The sequence below is a fragment of the Sphingomonas sp. 179-A 2A2 NHS genome, from assembly GCF_045371305.1.
Taxonomy (GTDB): domain Bacteria; phylum Pseudomonadota; class Alphaproteobacteria; order Sphingomonadales; family Sphingomonadaceae; genus Sphingomonas.
The window spans coordinates 197,737-215,243 of sequence record NZ_JBIQDE010000001.1; the positions used below are offsets into that span (position 1 = coordinate 197,737).

Here is a 17,507-nt window from a genome sequence, read left to right on the forward strand (position 1 = left end):
GGACAATCGGTCCCGGGCGGTGGCCGTTGAGCCACACCCGACCGGCTGCTAGACGCCCGCGATGGCAAGCAGCGCGACCAACGAACCTCCTACCAGCCGGCGGATCGGCAACCTTGCTCTCGTCTGGCATCATGCCAAGCGGTATCCGAAGCAGATCGCCGCCGCCTGGGTCGCGCTGGCGGTCACCTCCGCCGCGACGATCGCCATTCCTTACAGCTTCAAGCGCGTGGTCGACCGCGGCTTCACGTCGGGCGGCGGCGAGGCGGTGGCGGAAGCCTTCCACTACATGCTGATGATCGTCGCGGTGCTGGCGGTTGGCACGGCGGTGCGTTTCTACTTCGTGTCGTGGCTGGGCGAGCGGGTAGTGGCGGACATCCGGCGGACGGTGCAGCGCCATCTGCTGACGCTGAGCCCGCGCTTCTTCGAGGAGAACCGCCCGTCTGAAATCGCCAGCCGCATGACGGCGGATACCGCGCAGATCGAGATGGTGGTCGGGACCACAGTATCGGTGGCGCTGCGCAACGCCTTCACCGGCATCGGCGGGCTGATCTACCTGTTCGCGATCTCGCCCAAGCTCGCTGGCATGCTGGTGCTGGGCATCCCGCTGGTGGTGCTGCCGATCATGCTGCTGGGGAAGCGCGTGCGGACCTATTCGCGCACGTCGCAAGACCGGATCGCGGACGTCGGATCGATGGTGACCGAGACGCTGGGGGCGATGAAGATCGTCCAGGCGTTCGGGCAGGAGCGGCGCGAGGCGCAGCGCTTCGCCGGCGCGGTCGAGGCGACCATGGTGGCGGCGGAGAAGCGCATCCTGCTGCGCGCGGTGATGACCGCGATCGTCATCGGGCTGATCTTCGGATCGATCACGCTGGTGCTGTGGGAGGGCGCGACGGACGTTGCCGCCGGCGAGATTTCGGGCGGTTCGATCGCGGCATTCGTGCTCACGGGCGGTATCGTCGCGGGCGCATTTGGCGCTCTGACGGAAGTCTATGGCGAGTTGTTGCGCGGTGCTGGTGCGGCTGGGAGGCTCGCCGAGCTTCTGTCCGAGCAGCCCGAGATCGCCGCGCCTGCGGATCCCGCGGCCCTGCCCGAGCCGGCGCGCGGCGCGATCGCCTTCGAGCATGTCGCGTTCCGTTATCCCACGCGCCGCGAGGTGGCGGCGCTGCACGATTTCTCGCTGACGGTGGCGCCCGGCGAGACGGTAGCGCTGGTCGGCCCGTCGGGGGCGGGCAAATCGACGCTGTTCCAGCTGCTGCAGCGCTTCTACGATCCCGAGGCGGGCCGCGTGCTGATCGACGGGGTGGACCTGCGCGATGCGGATCCGGGCGCGGTGCGCGCGCGGATCGCGATGGTGCCGCAGGAGACGGTGATCTTTGGCGCCTCCGCGCGTGACAACCTCCGTTATGGCCGGTGGGACGCGGATGACGAGGCGCTGTGGGCGGCGGCGGAAGCGGCCAATGCGGCCAGCTTCCTGCGCGCACTGCCGGAGGGGCTCGATACATTTCTTGGCGAAGGCGGCGCGCGCCTGTCGGGCGGACAACGCCAGCGGGTGGCGATCGCGCGCGCGCTGCTGCGCAATTCGCCGATCCTGCTGCTCGACGAGGCGACCAGCGCGCTTGACGCCGAAAGCGAGCGCCTCGTGCAGGAGGCGCTGGAACGGCTGATGGCGGATCGCACCACGCTGGTGATTGCGCATCGCCTCGCCACCGTGCGCGCGGCAAATCGCATCGTCGTGATGGACGAAGGACGAATCGTGGAAGAAGGAACGCATGCGACGCTGATGGCGCGCAGCGGCCTTTATGCGCGGCTCGCCAGCCTGCAATTCAGCGAAGCGGCCTGAGGGGAGAGAGATAATGGCGAACGACTTCGACGTGATCGTCTATGGCGCTACCGGCTACACCGGGCGCCTGGTGGCGGAATATATCGCGGGCGCTTACCCGCAAGGCGTGCGCTGGGCGATGGCGGGACGCTCGCTCACCAAGCTTCAGGAAGTGCGCGCCGAACTGGGGATCTCGGCGGACGTGCCGCTGATCACCGCCAATGCCGATGATCCCGCCTCGCTGCGCGCGATGTGCGAGCGCACCACCGTCGTGATCACGACCGTCGGACCGTATCAGCTGTACGGCAGCGACCTTGTTGCCGCCTGCGCCGCGACGGGCACCGCCTATGTCGACCTGTGCGGCGAGCCGGGCTGGATGCGTCGCATGATCGACGCGCATCATGAGCAGGCGAAGGCGAGCGGCGCGCGCATCGTCTTTTCCTGCGGGTTCGATTCGATCCCCTTCGACCTTGGCGTGCTGACGCTGCAGGAGGCGGCGATGGCCCGCTTCGGCCGCCCAGCCCCTCGCGTAAAGGGCCGCGTGCGCACAATGAAGGGCGGCTTCTCGGGCGGCACCGCAGCGAGCCTGAAGGCAACGATGGCGGCGGCAGCCAAGGATCCGTCGCTGATCGCGCTGCTCGCCAGCCCCTTCGCGCTGACCCCGGGGCACAAGGGCGCGCACCAGCCGACCGGGCTGATCCCGGAACATGATACGACTATCGACGCCTGGGTGGCGCCGTTCGTGATGGCGCCGATCAACACCAAGAACGTGCACCGCACCAACTTCCTGCTCGGCCAGCGCTACGGCGACGACTTCGTCTATGACGAGATGATGGTCGCCGGGCTGGGCGAGATGGGCAAAGCTGCGGCGGAAGCGCTCGCGAAGCTGAACCCGCTCGCCGGCGACAAGGGGCCCAAGCCCGGCGAAGGGCCGACGAAGGAAGAGCGCGAGAACGGCAGCTATGACGTGCTGTTCGCCGGCCTGATGCCGGACGGGACGCGAATCGACGCAGTGGTGACCGGCGATCGCGACCCGGGCTATGGCTCGACCAGCCGGATGCTGGCGGAAAGCGCGCTGTGCCTTGTCCAGGACGTCGAGGGCGAAGGCGGGATCTGGACGCCGGGCGCGTTGATGGGGCCTGAGCTTCGCAAGCGGTTGATCGCGCGGGCCGGCATGACCTTCGTCGCCGACTGACGTAATGCGCGCTGGGGCGCAGTGTCAGCGCCCCAGTGCGATTGCCCCCGCTGCGGCAAAGCCGGCGACCGCGATGGCGCCGAGGACGCGCGCCAGCTCTTCCTTGCGGAAATGGCCCAGCGTACGCTCGTCGAGCCAGTAACGGCCTTCCCCCTCCGGCACGACGGCACGGAACTTGACCATCCGTTCGAGCAGACGCTTCTCCGCCCGTCCGTTGGGCACGAGCGCGATGGCGGCTGCGGGGCGAAGCGCGCCGCCTGCACGCAGGCGCTCCACGATCCGGCTTTGCGCCCGCGTCGAATAGCGTTCCGCCGTACGCACCACGATGTTCGCCATGGTTACTTCCTCCGCCCCTGATGCCGGATGTTTCCTGGCCGCCCGCGCCGCTTGAGCACGCGGGCGCCGCGATCTTCCCGTTCGCCGCGACGCGCCGGCCGCGCGCCCTTGCCCTCCGGCAGTTCGAACCGCAACGCACCCGACACCGGGTTGGCGTCCGCGAGCCGCAGTTTCAACCGCTGGCCGAGCGTATATTCCTCGCCGCTCGTCTCCCCAACGAGGCGATGGCTCGTCTCGTCATGACGGAAATACTCGCCGCCAAGGTCGCTGATCGGCATCAGCCCGTCGCCGCCGATGCCCTCGACGGTCGCGAAGAAGCCGAAGTTCTGGATGCCGGTGATCCGCGCATCGAGCACCTCGCCCACCTTCTCCGCGAGGAAGGCCGCGACATAGCGATCGATCGTGTCGCGCTCCGCCTCCATCGCGCGGCGTTCGAGCTTGCTGATCGTCTCGCCAAGCCGCTCGAAATCCTCGTCGCCGTTGAGGCCGCCGGGGCCAAGCGCATAGGCGCTGGTCAGCGCGCGATGGACGAGGAGATCGGCGTAGCGGCGGATCGGCGAGGTGAAGTGGCCATAGGAGCCGAGCGACAGGCCGAAGTGGCCGTGGTTTGCCGGGCCGTAATAGGCCTGCGTTTGCGAGCGAAGGATCTGCTCCATCACCTGCGGGCGGAAATCGGCATCCCCCACCCGGTCGATGATGCGGTTGAACGTTGCCGGCTTGATCACCTGGCCAAGTGCGAAGGCGACATCGAAGGTGGCGAGATAATCCTTGAGACCGACCAGCTTCTCGCGCGCGGGCGGCTCGTGGATGCGGTACATCACCGGCGCCTTCTTCGCCTCCAGCGCCTTGGCGGCGGCGACATTGGCGGCGATCATGAAATCCTCGACCAGCCGGTGCGCGTCCAGCCGCTCGCGCGGGGCGACCGACAGCAGGCGCCCCTTCTCGTCGAGCGCGACCTGCCGTTCCGGCAGATCGAGCGCGAGCGGCTCGCGCTTGTCGCGGGCGATCGAGAGGCCAGCCCAGCAATCCCACAGATGCCGCAGCGCCGCCATGATCTCGTCGGCGCGCGGCGCAGCTTCTTCTGAAAGCGGGAGCGGCGCGGTGCCGTCGATCGCTGCCTGAGCATCCTCATAGGCGATATTGGCTGCGATCCGGACGATGGCGCGGGTGAAGCGGAAGGACTTGAGCGCGCCCTCCTTCGTTACCTGAAGGTGGCAGGCGAGCGCCGCGCGATCCTCGCCCTGCTTCAGCGAGCAGACATCGGCCGAGAGCACTTCAGGCAGCATCGGGACGACGCGATCGGGGAAATAAACCGAATTGCCGCGGCGGCGCGCCTCACGATCGAGCGCGCTGCCCGGGCGCACGTAGAAGCTGACATCGGCGATGGCGACGATCGCCCTCCACCCGCCCGGATTGGCGGGATCATCGTCTCGCTCGGCCCAGATCGCATCGTCATGATCGCGGGCGTCGGCGGGATCGATCGCGACGATCGGCAGGTGGGTGAGATCCTCGCGACCCGCCCCGAGCGGCTGGCGGGCGACTCGTTCGGCCTCGTCCAGCGTCTCCTGATTGAAGACGTGCGGAATCTCGTGCTTGTGGATCGCGATCAGCGAGAAACTGCGGGGCGCGAAGGGATCGCCCAGGCGCGTCACGACGCGCGCGGTGATGCGCGGCGGGCGCCCGGCTCGTTCGGCGAGGACGAGATCGCCGGCCTCCGCATCGCCGGCGTCCGAGACGGCATATTCGCGGCGGTCCTTCTTCTCCACGCCTTGCAGCCAGAGCCGATCGCCCTCGCCGCGGAGCACGCCGATCATCTGTTCCGCGGCAGGCGCAAGCGTCTTCAAGGGGTGCGCGATCCAGCCATTGCCGGCTTCCTCGGTACGCGCGAGCACGCGTGTGCCGACACCAAGCTCGCCGCGCTTGCGCTCCCGCACGCGAAGGCGCGGCGGGGGGACGTCCGCCTCCCAGCGCTCCGGCGTCGCCCAGATGGTGCCGCTGTCGTCGACATCGACGATGCGCAGCACCGTCACCTTGGGCAGCCCGCCCATCTTGTGGAAGGCGCGGCCGGGAGCGCTGTCGATCAGGCCTTCGTCGGCCATATCCTTCAACAGCGCCTTGAGGCCGATCTTCTCCTGCGCGGTCAACCCGAAGGCGCGCGCGAGCTCGCGCTTGCCGGCTGGCGTATCGCTGGTGGAGATGAAGTCGAGGATCTGCTGACGGGTGGGAAGCCCGGCCTTGGGTTTGCGCATCGGCTACAGATAGGGGCTCGCCCCGCCCCGGTCACCCGGCCAATTTTGCGACGAAGCAGTATTTCCGCCCCAAGCAGATCAATGGAGTTGATGCTGCACGTGCGATATGGGGTTTGCAGCAACAGGGGTGGATTCGATGAAGAAGATTGTCATGGCAGCATTTGGCCTCTTGGCCATTCCCGCAATCGTATCCGCCGAGCCCAAGGATGAGAACATCAGCAAGGGCGATCAGAACCGCGTCGTCTGCCGCAAGGAGAATGTTACGGGGAGCCGCCTTGGGGCGCGCAAGCGTTGCCTGACCGCCGCCGAATGGACCGAGATGGCGCGACTGGATCGCCAGTCCGTCGAGCGGATCCAGAACATGCGGTACAAGGGCAACGAAGGTGGTGGCGCGGGCATCGACCCGTTCGGCCGCTTGAACTGATCACCGCCGAGTGACGCGGTAACCAGGCCGCGTCACGCGTCGATTGCCTCCTCGTCGAGGCGCGCGGCGTTTTCCTGGATGAAGGCGAAGCGATGGGCGGGGTTGGTGCCCATCAGCCGATCGACGAGATCCTTCACGCCTGCCCGCTCCTCATATTCCTGCGGCAGGGTGATGCGGATCAGGCTGCGGGTGGCGGGATCCATGGTGGTTTCGCGCAGCTGGCCGGGGTTCATCTCCCCCAGACCCTTGAAGCGCGAGACCTCGACCTTCTTGCCCTTGAACACCGTCGCCTCGATCTCGGCACGATGCGCGTCGTCGCGCGCGTAGAGCGACTTGGCGCCCACCGTCAGTCGGTAGAGCGGCGGCTGCGCGAGATAGAGGTGCCCGCGGCGCACCAGTTCGGGCATTTCCTGGAAGAAGAAGGTCATCAGCAGCGTCGCGATGTGCGCGCCGTCCACGTCAGCGTCGGTCATGATGATGACGCGTTCGTACCGGAGGTTATCCGGGCGGCAATCCTTGCGGGTGCCGCAGCCGAGCGCCTGGCCCAGATCGGCGATCTCCTGGTTGGCGAGGATCTTGGCGCTGGTGGCGGAGGCGACGTTCAGGATCTTGCCGCGGATAGGCAGTATCGCCTGCGTCTTGCGATCGCGCGCCTGCTTCGCGCTGCCACCGGCGCTGTCGCCTTCGACGATGAAGAGTTCGGTGCCCTCGTTGCTGTCGTTGGCGCAATCGGTGAGCTTGCCCGGCAACCGCAGCTTGCGCGAGGAGGTCGCGGTCTTGCGCTTCACCTCGCGCTCGGCCTTGCGCCGCAGCCGCTCGTCCATCCGCTCCAGGACGTAGCCGAGCAGCGCGCGACCGCGATCCATGTTGTGGCCAAGCCAGTAATCGAAATGGTCGCGCACCGCCTTCTCGACCAGCCCTGCGGCCTCTGGCGAGGTCAGCCGATCCTTGGTCTGCGACTGGAACTGCGGTTCGCGGATGAAGACGCTGAGCATGAGCTCACTGCCGACCATCACGTCGTCCGCGGTCAGATCCTTCGCACGCTTGTTGTTGACCAGCTCGCCAAAGGCGCGAAGGCCGCGGACGAGCGCCTGACGCAGACCCTGTTCATGCGTGCCGCCGTCGGGGGTGGGGATGGTGTTGCAATACCAGCTGTAGCTGCCATCCGACCACAAGGGCCAGGCGACGGCCCATTCGACGCGGCCGGCCTCGCCCGGGAACTCCTGCGAGCCGGCGAGGAAATCCGCTGTCGCGCACTCCCGGCCACCGATCTGTTCGCGCAGGTGATCGGCAAGGCCGCCGGGGAACTGGAACACCGCCTCGGGCGGCGTATCGTCCGTGATCAGTTCCGGTGCGCATTTCCAGCGGATCTCGACGCCGGCGAAGAGATATGCCTTCGAGCGTGCGAGACGATAGAGGCGAGCCGGCTTGAACAACAGTTCGGGGCCGAAAATCTCCTGATCAGGCGTGAAGGCGACCGATGTGCCGCGACGGTTGGGTGCGGCACCGACGTTTTCGAGCGGCCCCAGCGTCTGGCCGCGTGAGAAACGCTGGCGATAAAGCTGCCGGTCGCGCGCGACCTCGACCACGGTATCCGACGACAGCGCGTTCACGACCGAAACGCCGACCCCATGAAGTCCGCCGCTGGTGGCGTAGGCCTTGCCCGCGAACTTGCCGCCCGAATGGAGCGTCGAGAGGATCACCTCGAGCGCGCTCTTGTCCGGAAACTTGGGGTGGGGATCGACCGGGATGCCGCGCCCATTATCGACGATGGTAAGGCGATTGCCGGCGTCCAGCGTCACCTCGATCCGCGTCGCGTGGCCGGCAACCGCTTCATCCATCGCATTGTCGAGCACTTCGGCGGCGAGGTGATGAAGCGCCCGCTCATCAGTGCCGCCGATATACATGCCCGGCCGGCGCCTCACCGGCTCCAGCCCTTCCAGCACCTCGATCGAGGATGCGTCATAATCAGTGGTGGGGACGACGGAACGGAACAGATCGGGATCGGCCATAGCGCTCTATAGCAGCCAGACCCTGCCCGGCGAACTGTTGCATGCATGCAACAGCGCGGCCGCCAATCCGGCCTGGACACGCTTCGACATGCATCCTTTCAGCGGCCGTCGCCGTTCCCTGTGCTCCCCACCCACGAAAAAGGTCGCGTTGTATGTCGCGTAACTTCAAACCCCTTTTGCTTGCCGGTCTTGCTGCTGCGATGGTCTCCCCGGCCGTGTCCGCGCAGACCAGCGATGAAGATCCCGGCTTCTCGGGCATCTACGTCGGCGTGGCCGGCGGCTATGACGTTCAGCCGAACGATGTCGGCTCCTCGATCCTGTTCGATCGCGATCTGAACGGCACGTTCGGAGACACGGTGAGCACCGCCACCGGCGCGAACGCATTCGGCGCGCCGATCGGCGGCTTCTGCAACGGTGCGGCCCTGGCCGCCGTTTCGCCGACGAACCCGGTCGCGGGTGCTGGCTGCCGCAACGACAAGGACGGCTGGTCCTATTACGCCCGCGTCGGTGCTGATCAGCAGCGCGGCCGCCTGGTCGTCGGCGTGGTCGGCGAGTTCGGCAAGAGCGAGATCAACGACAGCGTCAGCGCCTTCTCGACGACGCCCGCGTCCTACACCATGACGCGCTCCGTCGATTGGGAATCGAGCATCCGCGGCCGCATCGGCTACACCCCGAACGACACCACGCTGTTCTACGGCACGTTCGGCCCGGGCTATGCGCGGATCGACCGCAGCTTCACCACCACCAACACGGCGAACGCCTTCACTGAAAGCGGCAAGCGCAACCAGTGGGGCATCACCGGCGGTGGCGGCGTCGAGCAGCGCATCGGCCGCAACTTCTCGGTCGGCCTCGAATACATGTACCATCAGTATCAGGACGACGATTACCGCGTCCGCGCCGGCAGCACCGGCACGACCCCGGCGACCAACCCGTTCCTGCTCGGTAACGCAGGTGGCACCGACTTCCGTCGCAGTGATGACAAGTTCCGGTGGCACTCGCTGCGCGCAACTGCCGCGTTCCGCTTCTGATCAAGCACGCTGCGATCGGCCGCAAGCCCGGTCGCAGCACAGCCTTTCAGAAGTGGCGGTTTCGCCAAAAGGAAACGGATCCGCGCCCAGTGAGGGAGCGGATCCGTTTTCGTTTCCAGCCGCCCCGGTCAGACCGGAGCAACATGTACGCGGCCCTTAGCGTGGGCGCGGGCCGCCGAACGGCAGCGGCGCAGCGCGGCGATCACGGCGCGGCAGCTGCGCCTGATAGGCGTGGCCGCAATGCGCGACGCAATACGGGAAGCCGGGGTTCACCTTTTCACCGCAGAAGTGGAAATCCGGCTCACCCGGGTGGCCGAGCGGCCATTTGCAGACCTTGTCGCTGAGATCGAGCAAAGTCGTCTTGCCGGCCATTTCAGGTGACGGCTTGGCGGGAACCAGGCGGCGCGGCGGCGCCGGCGTGCTGGGGGCCTGCTGTTCACCTGGTGCCTGGCGCACGAAGCCGCCGGGACCAACCGAACGAACCATCCGCGCCTGATCCACCGACCGCTCGGGTTCAAGTGGCGTAGTGATGGTGATCGGCTTGGGCTCCGATGCCTGGGTAAAGGCAGGGGCTGTCGGCTTCGACGTCGGGGCAGGCGCTGGCGACGGCTTGGCAGTTGCGACCGGTGCGGCTGGCGGAGGCGCCGGCGGTGCGGGTGGTGGCGGAGGCGGTGCCGCGGCAGCGGCGGGCGCTTCCGCCTGCACCTGTGCCTTTGCCTCCGCATCCTTCGGGACGACGGGCGAGGGACGCGACTGGAGCCCCAGGCGGTGCGCCTTGCCGATCACGGCATTGCGGCTGACGCCGCCCAGCGCCTCGGCGATCTGGCTGGCGGTCTGGCCGCCTTCCCACATCTTGCGCAGCGTATCGATCCGTTCCTCGGTCCAGGACATGGGACTCGTCGTTCCTTCATTTCTTGCGGCGGGCAGCGGCAGCGACTACGCGATTGCGCAATGAGCAGCCACCCCCCGATCGGCAAAGATCAATCGTTGATCAGGAGCGCGCCCGGCGTGCCGACGATCCGGAACGTCAATTGGGGCGGCCTGAAGACCCTATATGTGAAGGAGGTGCGCCGGTTCTTCAAGGTGCAGCTCCAGACGATCTGGGCGCCGGCGATTACGACGCTTCTGTATCTCATCATCTTCACCGTCGCACTGGGCGGGCGAAGCGAGGTTCATCTAGGCGGCACCACGGTTGCCTTTGCCGATTTCGTGGCCCCTGGCCTCATCGTCATGGGCATGTTGAACAACGCCTTTGCCAATGCCAGCTTTTCGCTGCTGGTCGGCAAGATCCAGGGCACGATCGTCGATTATCTGATGCCGCCGCTGTCCGTTGCGGAACTGCTGACGGCGCTGGTGGGCGGCGCCGTGACGCGCGCGTTCCTGGTTGGCGCGACCGTCTGGCTGGCGATGCTGCTGTGGCCGGGCGTACACGTGCTGCCAGCGCATCCGCTGGCCGTGCTGTGGTTCGGCCTGCTGGGATCGGTGTTCCTCGCGCTGATCGGCGTGCTGACGTCGATCTGGGCCGAGAAGTTCGATCATGCCGCGGCGGTGACCAACTTCGTGGTCGCGCCGCTGACCTTGCTGTCGGGCACCTTCTATTCGGTGGACCGGCTGTCGCCGATCTTCCACAACATCAGCCACGCCAACCCGTTCTTCTACATCATCTCCGGCTTCCGCTACGGCTTCCTGGGCATCACGGACTCGCCGGTGCTGCTCGGCAGCCTCGTGATCCTGGTGATCGACGTGGTGCTGGCGATTGCTTGCTACACGCTGCTGAGCCGCGGGTGGCGGATCAAGAACTGAGCCCGGCTCAGAAGCCTTCGGGCATGCTGACCGGGCCGACGACCCGGCAATATTCGCGCACGGCGTAACGATCGGTCATGCCGGCGATATAGTCGGCGATGTGGCGGCTAAGCCCAGGCTCGTCGGGGGGCAGCCGGATGCGCCATTCCTCGGGCAGCGCCGCAGGATCGGCGCGGAAAGCGGCGAACAGCCCGGACACCACCTGCTGCGCCGCCGCTGCCGCCTCCAGCTGACGCGGGTGGTGATACAGATTGGCGTACATGAAGCGCTTCAGGTCGCGTTCGGCGATCCGCATCGGATCCGAGAAGGCGACCAGCGCACGTACGGCGGCGCGCACGTCGGCGACTGTCTCGACGCGGGCCTCCGTGATCCGCCGCTGCGTTTCCCCGATGAGATCATTCACCATCACGCCGATCTGGCTGCGCACCAGCTCGCGCGCCTGCCGGCGCTCGCTCACCTCCGGGAAGGCGGCGCGGACCTTGTCCCAGCCACTCGCCACCAGCGGCACGGCGAGGAGCTGATCGACACACAGGAGCCCGGCCCGAAGGCCATCGTCGATGTCGTGATTGTCATAGGCGATGTCGTCCGCAAGCGCGGCAACCTGCGCCTCGAGACTGGACCATCCGTCGAGACCGAAGTTCGCCAGCGCGTCCGCTTCCGCCAGGGCCCAGCCGGGATGGCGCGCCGGGCCATTGTGCTTGGCGAGGCCCTCCAGCGTTTCCCAGGTGAGGTTCAGCCCATCGAACCGGGGATAGGCGCGCTCGATCTGCATCAGCGTGCGCAGGGTGTGGCCGTTGTGGTCGAAGCCCCCTGCCCCCTGCATGGCTTCCTTCAGCGCATCCTCGCCGGCGTGGCCGAAGGGGGGATGGCCGATGTCGTGCGCGAGGCACAGCGCTTCCGTCAGGTCCTCGTTCAGCCCGAGCGCACGCGCGATGGTTCGGCCGATCTGCGCCACCTCCAGGCTGTGCGTTAGCCGGACGCGGAAGTGGTCGCCGTCGGGCGCAAGGAACACCTGCGTCTTGTGGCGCAGGCGACGGAAGGCGATCGAATGGACGATCCGGTCCCGATCGCGCTGATAGGCATCACGCGGGCCGCGCTCCACGCCAGCCGCGGACTTGCTTTGTTCTTCGTGAAGGCGGCCTTTGCTGTGCGCAGGGTCGGAAGCCCAGGACGCAAGCCCACTCACTTGTCAGAAAGCTTCGTCATCTTCTGGCCCTTCTCGCTGGTGAAGGGGAATGCGGCAATGCCCTGCTTGGCGAGCGTGTTGACGAAGGACCGCGCCTCCGCATCGGTCTTGAACGGGCCGGTGACGACGCGGTTCGTGGCGCGCAGCGGCGTCGTATAGGCGGTCTTGCCCTTGAGCGCGGGAGCCTTGGCCTGCGCCGAACTCCACGCCTTGGGCAGATCCTTCTGGTTCGCACCGCCAGCCACCTGAACCCAGATGCGCGACGGCTCGGACTTGGCGATGCGCGCCTCTTCAGCCGCCTTCTTGGCCTCGGCAGCCTTCTTGGCATCGGCCGCCTTCTTCTCGGCAGCCGCCTTGCGATCCGCTGCGGCCTTCTTCGGATCGACCGAAGGCTCCTTCTCCGTCTTGGTATCCGCCTTGGCGAGCGCCGTGCCCGCCTTCGACTTGGAGGGCGTCACCTTTTCCGTCGGAGTGGGGGTCGCAGTCGGCTTGGGCGTCGGCTCGCGTGCTGCGGCCTGGGCGACGCGCGTCGTCGGCAAGGGACGTTCGGGCGCCGCACGGGCCGGCTCCGCGGTCCCAGCGCCTGGTGCGGGCGTCGGCGCGGGTGCGGCGGCAACCTCGCGGACCGGCTGTGGCCGCACCGGCGGCACGCCGAGTTCCTCCGCCGGGATTGAAATGCCGGCCATGATGCGCGCGAGGATCGAATCCTCGCTGAGGCCGGTCGCGACGGGGGGCGAGCTGGCCGCTGCCGTGGCACCGGCCGGCGTGGTGGCACTCGGCGCCGACGCGCTCGCCAAATTGTTCGTGACCGTGGTTGATGGCGCGCTGCTGGAGAAGCCCGGCTGCGGCGTAGAACTAGCCGTGGTGGTGAGCCCACTGCGTGTGCCCGTCGTCGCTGCGACAGATGTGGGCGTGGTCCCCGATACAGCACTGGCTGCGCCCGCCTGCGCGGCAGGACGCCAAGGAGCCTGCGCCGCCGGGGCCGCGGTGGTCGCGGCAACGCTCGCGCCACCCGTTTGCGACGCGGGGCGCCAGGGAGCCTGTGCCACCGGCGCAGGCCTCGATGCCGGCGTGGTCGAGGCTACGCTTGCTCCGCCAGTCTGCGAAGCCGGACGCCAGGGCGCCTGCGCTACCGGAGCGGGCGTCGAACTCGATGTCGTGGACGTGGTAGTGTTGGCTCCGGCCGTTTGCGACGCCGGGCGCCACGGTGCTGAGGTACTGTAAGTGGACGTCGTCGCAGCGGGCGCCGGCGTCGTGCGAGTTGCCGCGTAGGTGCTCGAGGGCGAGGGCGTCGGCGCCTGGGCGACTGTCGGCGCCGGCTGTGAGGATGCTGGCGCGTTGGGCAGCGACTGCACGACGGCGCTCGGCGCCGCAAAAGTGACGCCATTGCCGTAACGCGGCGGTTGAAGCGTGGCGGCAGGATCAGCCGACGCCTTGGCGGCGACACTGGCGACCGCCACTGGCGCAGTGGTGCGGCCCGAGCGACGCGCCCGCGCCTGTTCACGGGCGAGTTCGCGCTGGCGACGCGCCTCGTCTCGCTTGCGCTGACGCTCCTGACGCGGATCGAGCGCGCGTTGCGGCGGCTGCGCCGGTGCGGCGGCGACCTGGACCGGCGGCGGGTACTCGGGCGGCAGCGCCGGGAGCGGCGGCGCCATGCGGCGATCGGCCAGTCGCTGCGGCGAGGCGCGAAGCTCTCCGAAATGAACAGCGAACGCCTTGTCCGCCGGGCTGAGCGTGCCGAGCCGTGAGAAGAACGGCGCGAGCGCATTCCCCATGCCCGGCGGCATCATCGTCGCCGCGATCTTCTCCGCGCCCGGCACATCCCCGGTCAGCGCCAGAATGAAGGCGCGCGTGCGCCACGCACTGCGATCGTTCTTGCGGACCTGCTGATCGATCTCGGCGAGCGCCTGTTCACGCTTGCCGGACAAGGCAAGGGACAGGGCATAGCGGCGCTCAACCTCGTCGCTGCGTGCTTGCTTTAGCGCGACTCGGTAGTCGCGCTGCGCCCGCTCCTGTTCGCCGATCAGGTCGTAGGCGAGCGCACGATCGCCAGCGAAGGTGCGCGGATCGAGGCCGTAGCCGATTGCCTGGTCGAAATAGCGCAGCGCCTCGCCAGGGCGCTCCTGCGTGACGAGGATCCGCGCCATGCCGGCCTTAACGCGGCCGTTCATCGGATCGACGTTCTCCGCGCGCTTGAACAGCGCGGCCGCGGCATTCACGTCACCAAGCCGCAGCGAGAGCTCGCCTGCCTCGATCAGCGACGACAGGTCGCGCGGGTTGGTGCCGAGTCGGCGCATCGCATTGGCGAGCGCATCCGCGTCCGGCGTAGGGCGCGGCATGGTCTGCAGCGGCTGCACCATGCCCGGCGCGGGCGAGGTCTGAGCAAGTGCCGCCGGGGCGCCCGTCAGGGCGACGGCGATGATGAGAGGGCGAGAAATCGACATGAGCGTCAGGCGCTTACAACGGGGCACGATGAACCGGCAATGAGCCCCGCGCCACCGCGCGCCAAGCTGCACGCGGCGGCCGACGAACGCCGGCCGCCGCCCGCGCCCATGATTACTGGTTGTTCTGGCGGTGAAGGAAGCGCGGGATGTCGAGCGAGTCCTTGCCCTCTTCCTCTTCCTTGCGCTGCGTGCCGCGCGAGGCGTTCTGCATCCGCTCGAACAGCGTGCCGCCGAGCTTCACGCGCGGCTGCGGCGGGATGCCTTCGGCGCCCGCCTCGCTGCCGCCCGACAGGAAGCGGCGGCGCGGTGCCTCCGTCGGCTCGTCATCCCCGAACACGCGCGGCTGGGCGGGCTTCGTGGACGCCGACGGCGTGGCGGGAACGATCGTGTCGGCGCCTAGCAGCAGCTCGTCGCCGCCAGCCTCGTCCTCGACTTCGCGAACGGCAGGAGCCGGCTGAACCTCGGGCGAGGCGCCGGGCGTCGGCACGCCGCTCGCCATCGCACCGGCGGCAGCACCGGTCGGCTGCGGTGCGGGCGCCGGCGTGGTCGAAGCAGCAGGTGCGGCCGGCGTGGCGGCGGCAGGTGCGGTGGCCGGAGTGTCGATGCGGCGCGGTGCCGAGAAGCTGAACGCGCGGCCGGGCTCAGCGACCGGCGCCTCGGTGCGCTCGACGGCCTCTATGCCGGTGGCGACCACCGAGACTCGGATACGGCCTTCCAGATCCGGGTTGAAGGCCGAACCCCAGATGATGTTCGCGTCCGGATCAACCAGTTCGCGGATGTGATTCGCAGCCTCGTCCACCTCGAGCAGGCGCATATCCTCGCCGCCGGTGATCGAGATGATGACGCCCTTCGCACCCTGCATCGACACGCCATCGAGCAGCGGATTGGCAATCGCCTTCTGCGCGGCAACAAGCGCGCGGTCGTCGCCTTCCGCCTCGCCGGTGCCCATCATCGCCTTGCCCATCTCCTGCATCACCGAGCGGACGTCGGCGAAATCGAGGTTGATGAGGCCCGGCATGACCATGAGGTCAGTGATGCCGCGCACGCCCTGCTGCAGCACCTCATCCGCCAGCTCGAAAGCCTGCTTGAAGGTGGTGTTGGCGTTGGCGATCAGGAACAGATTCTGGTTCGGGATGACGATCAGCGTGTCGACGAACTTCTGCAGTTCCTCGATGCCCTGCTCGGCCGATTTCGCGCGGCGTTTGCCTTCGAAGGCGAAGGGCTTGGTCACGACGCCGACGGTCAGGATTCCCATGTCGCGTGCGGCCTTGGCGATCACCGGCGCGGCGCCGGTGCCGGTGCCGCCGCCCATGCCGGCCGCGATGAAGCACATATGGGCGCCCTCAAGCAGCTTTGACACCTGCTCGATCGTCTCCTCGGCGGCGGCGCGGCCGATCTCCGGACGGCTGCCCGCACCAAGACCTTGCGTAATCTTCGCGCCAAGCTGGATCTTCTGCGGCGCGATCGATTGCTTCAGCGCCTGGGCATCGGTGTTCGCGACCAAGAAGTCGACGCCCTGCACATCTGCCCGCATCATGTTGGCAATTGCGTTGCCGCCCGCACCGCCGACGCCGACAACCGCGATCTTCGGGGTCAGTTCGTCAACTTCGGGTGCAATGAATTCAATGCCCATCGCAAATTACTCCGTCATTTCGGGCACGAAACACTGGCCCGCCATCGCCATTGATCTTAGTGCAGCATTGAAAGCGTAGGTGCCAGCCGAAAAGCGGCACTGCGCGATCAATAATTCGCCTTCGCCGCCTGGAACAACCGCTTCAACGCGCCAAGCCCCTTTTGTCGCACCACCATTTGCTGTTGGGGCACCAGACCGCGCAGGTCGACCGGATCAGATGCCGCGAAGAAGGCAAGGCCTGCAAGGGTGGCGAAGCCCGGCCCGGCATGGGCATCGGGCAGGCCGGTCAGCCCGCGCGGCCGGCCGACGCGCACCGAGCGGCCGAGCACCTGCTGCGCGTAATCGGCAATGCCCTTCAGCTCCGCGCCGCCGCCCGTCAGCACCACCTGGCGGCCGACAGGGCCTTCGAACTTCAGTTCCTTCAGCGCATTCTGAATCTCGTTGACGAGATGCTCCAGCCGCGTGCGGATGACCGCGATCAGCGCAGCCTTGGTGATCTGCAGCGGGTCGGCGTCATCGTCCCCCGCCCCCGGGCGGATCGTGATCATCTCGTGGTTATCGCGCGGGGAGGCATTGGCCGAGCCGTGGAAGCACTTCATCCGCTCCGCCTGGCTGCGCGTGGTGCCGAATGCCGATGCGATATCGTCCGTGATGTCGCACGAGCCGATCGCGAGCGACTTCAGGCCGACGAGCATGCCGCCAGCGAAGAGCGATACATTCGTGATTCCGGCACCGATCTCGACCAGCGCAACGCCAAGGTCCCGTTCCTCCTCGCTGAGGCAGGCGAGCCCGGTCGCGACCGGCGAGGCGATGATCGACTTCACCTCGAGATGCGCGGAGCGGACGGTGAGGTCAAGATTGCGCACCGGCGAACCATCGGCGGCGATGACGTGGATGTGCACGCCCAAGCGATCGGCATGGAGGCCGAGCGGCTTCTTCACGCCGGTGAGGCCATCCAACGTATAGAGCGCGGGCTGTGCGTGCAGTACCATGCGGCCCTGCGGGTCGATCGCCGAGCGACCTTCCTGCAGCAGCGCGTCGATATCCTGCTGCTCGATGCGATGGCCGTTCAGCTCCACCTCGATGAACGCCTCGTCGCTGACGAGCCCGCCGGCCGAGAACCCGGCCCAGACGTTCTCGATGTTGAAGCCGGCGATCCGCTCCGCCTGCGCCACCGCCTCGCGCACGGCGACCTCGGTTAGCGCCATGTCGGCGATGTAGCCGCGCTTCACGCCCTTCGACTCGCGCTGGCCGGTGCCGAGCACGATCAGTTCGCCGCCGTCGCCGCGCTGCGCGATCATCGCCGACACCTTCGACGTGCCAATGTCGAGTGCGGTAATCAGTCCTTCCGGTGCTGCCTTCGCCATTGCCTGTTCCC

13 protein-coding genes are annotated in these 17,507 nt (G+C 67.7%); 5 read left to right on the forward strand and 8 right to left on the reverse strand.

What is annotated here, in order from left to right; genetic code table 11:
• Positions 1-61 precede the first annotated feature (61 nt).
• Together ACH0AE_RS01005 and ACH0AE_RS01010 are read left to right on the forward strand one after the other, a co-directional pair.
• Positions 62-1,840, forward strand: a complete 1,779-nt coding sequence (locus ACH0AE_RS01005; protein WP_294441986.1) for an ABC transporter transmembrane domain-containing protein — start codon at positions 62-64, stop codon at positions 1,838-1,840.
• Positions 1,841-1,853: 13 nt separating this feature from the next.
• Positions 1,854-3,014 (forward strand): trans-acting enoyl reductase family protein, encoded by a 1,161-nt coding sequence (locus tag ACH0AE_RS01010; protein WP_294441985.1) that lies wholly within the window; start codon positions 1,854-1,856, stop codon positions 3,012-3,014.
• A gap of 24 nt (positions 3,015-3,038) precedes the next feature.
• On the opposite strand, the gene ACH0AE_RS01015 is transcribed toward ACH0AE_RS01010, so the two are convergent.
• Positions 3,039-3,350, reverse strand: a complete 312-nt coding sequence (locus tag ACH0AE_RS01015; protein WP_294441984.1) for a hypothetical protein — start codon at positions 3,348-3,350, stop codon at positions 3,039-3,041.
• 2 nt (positions 3,351-3,352) lie between these two features.
• Positions 3,353-5,599 carry a ribonuclease R family protein gene (locus ACH0AE_RS01020; protein WP_294441983.1) on the reverse strand — a complete coding sequence of 749 codons (2,247 nt, stop codon included), beginning with the start codon at positions 5,597-5,599 and terminating at the stop codon, positions 3,353-3,355.
• A gap of 136 nt (positions 5,600-5,735) precedes the next feature.
• Here ACH0AE_RS01020 and ACH0AE_RS01025 point away from each other — a divergent pair, with 136 nt between their 5' ends.
• Positions 5,736-6,023, forward strand: a complete 288-nt coding sequence (locus tag ACH0AE_RS01025; RefSeq protein WP_294441982.1) for a hypothetical protein — start codon at positions 5,736-5,738, stop codon at positions 6,021-6,023.
• A gap of 32 nt (positions 6,024-6,055) precedes the next feature.
• Here the strand turns inward: ACH0AE_RS01025 and parE are convergent, their stop codons facing one another.
• Positions 6,056-8,035: a DNA topoisomerase IV subunit B gene (gene parE, locus ACH0AE_RS01030; protein WP_294441981.1), complete on the reverse strand. Its 1,980-nt coding sequence runs from the start codon at positions 8,033-8,035 to the stop codon at positions 6,056-6,058.
• Between the two features lie 152 nt (positions 8,036-8,187).
• Between parE and ACH0AE_RS01035 the strand changes: the two genes are divergently transcribed.
• The gene (locus tag ACH0AE_RS01035) at positions 8,188-9,063 is read left to right on the forward strand and encodes an outer membrane protein (RefSeq protein ID WP_294441980.1); all 876 of its coding nucleotides are present in this window, start codon (positions 8,188-8,190) and stop codon (positions 9,061-9,063) included.
• A gap of 156 nt (positions 9,064-9,219) precedes the next feature.
• On the opposite strand, the gene ACH0AE_RS01040 is transcribed toward ACH0AE_RS01035, so the two are convergent.
• Positions 9,220-9,954 (reverse strand): GcrA family cell cycle regulator, encoded by a 735-nt coding sequence (locus ACH0AE_RS01040; RefSeq protein ID WP_294441979.1) that lies wholly within the window; start codon positions 9,952-9,954, stop codon positions 9,220-9,222.
• 60 nt (positions 9,955-10,014) lie between these two features.
• Here ACH0AE_RS01040 and ACH0AE_RS01045 point away from each other — a divergent pair, with 60 nt between their 5' ends.
• Positions 10,015-10,866 carry an ABC transporter permease gene (locus ACH0AE_RS01045; RefSeq protein ID WP_294441978.1) on the forward strand — a complete coding sequence of 284 codons (852 nt, stop codon included), beginning with the start codon at positions 10,015-10,017 and terminating at the stop codon, positions 10,864-10,866.
• 7 nt (positions 10,867-10,873) lie between these two features.
• On the opposite strand, the gene ACH0AE_RS01050 is transcribed toward ACH0AE_RS01045, so the two are convergent.
• The 4 genes from ACH0AE_RS01050 to ftsA form a co-directional block, all read right to left on the reverse strand.
• Positions 10,874-12,052, reverse strand: coding sequence for a deoxyguanosinetriphosphate triphosphohydrolase (locus ACH0AE_RS01050; protein WP_294441977.1), 1,179 nt, complete (start codon positions 12,050-12,052; stop codon positions 10,874-10,876).
• Positions 12,049-14,496, reverse strand: a complete 2,448-nt coding sequence (locus tag ACH0AE_RS01055; protein WP_294441976.1) for an SPOR domain-containing protein — start codon at positions 14,494-14,496, stop codon at positions 12,049-12,051. The genes ACH0AE_RS01050 and ACH0AE_RS01055 overlap by 4 nt, the downstream gene beginning before the upstream one ends.
• Before the next feature lie 112 nt (positions 14,497-14,608).
• Positions 14,609-16,129 carry a cell division protein FtsZ gene (gene ftsZ, locus ACH0AE_RS01060; RefSeq protein ID WP_294441975.1) on the reverse strand — a complete coding sequence of 507 codons (1,521 nt, stop codon included), beginning with the start codon at positions 16,127-16,129 and terminating at the stop codon, positions 14,609-14,611.
• A gap of 107 nt (positions 16,130-16,236) precedes the next feature.
• Positions 16,237-17,496 (reverse strand): cell division protein FtsA, encoded by a 1,260-nt coding sequence (gene ftsA / locus ACH0AE_RS01065; RefSeq protein ID WP_294441974.1) that lies wholly within the window; start codon positions 17,494-17,496, stop codon positions 16,237-16,239.
• Positions 17,497-17,507 lie beyond the last annotated feature (11 nt).

What these genes read in the sequence shown, in the direction of transcription:
- ACH0AE_RS01005 (WP_294441986.1), top strand. Translation starts at nt 62, where the DNA reads ATGGCAAGCAGCGCGACCAACGAACCTCCTACCAGCCGGCGGATCGGC.
- ACH0AE_RS01010 (WP_294441985.1), top strand. Translation starts at nt 1,854, where the DNA reads ATGGCGAACGACTTCGACGTGATCGTCTATGGCGCTACCGGCTACACC.
- ACH0AE_RS01015 (WP_294441984.1), bottom strand. Translation starts at nt 3,350, where the DNA reads ATGGCGAACATCGTGGTGCGTACGGCGGAACGCTATTCGACGCGGGCG.
- ACH0AE_RS01020 (WP_294441983.1), bottom strand. Translation starts at nt 5,599, where the DNA reads ATGCGCAAACCCAAGGCCGGGCTTCCCACCCGTCAGCAGATCCTCGAC.
- ACH0AE_RS01025 (WP_294441982.1), top strand. Translation starts at nt 5,736, where the DNA reads ATGAAGAAGATTGTCATGGCAGCATTTGGCCTCTTGGCCATTCCCGCA.
- parE (WP_294441981.1), bottom strand. Translation starts at nt 8,035, where the DNA reads ATGGCCGATCCCGATCTGTTCCGTTCCGTCGTCCCCACCACTGATTAT.
- ACH0AE_RS01035 (WP_294441980.1), top strand. Translation starts at nt 8,188, where the DNA reads ATGTCGCGTAACTTCAAACCCCTTTTGCTTGCCGGTCTTGCTGCTGCG.
- ACH0AE_RS01040 (WP_294441979.1), bottom strand. Translation starts at nt 9,954, where the DNA reads ATGTCCTGGACCGAGGAACGGATCGATACGCTGCGCAAGATGTGGGAA.
- ACH0AE_RS01045 (WP_294441978.1), top strand. Translation starts at nt 10,015, where the DNA reads ATGAGCAGCCACCCCCCGATCGGCAAAGATCAATCGTTGATCAGGAGC.
- ACH0AE_RS01055 (WP_294441976.1), bottom strand. Translation starts at nt 14,496, where the DNA reads ATGTCGATTTCTCGCCCTCTCATCATCGCCGTCGCCCTGACGGGCGCC.
- ftsZ (WP_294441975.1), bottom strand. Translation starts at nt 16,129, where the DNA reads ATGGGCATTGAATTCATTGCACCCGAAGTTGACGAACTGACCCCGAAG.
- ftsA (WP_294441974.1), bottom strand. Translation starts at nt 17,496, where the DNA reads ATGGCGAAGGCAGCACCGGAAGGACTGATTACCGCACTCGACATTGGC.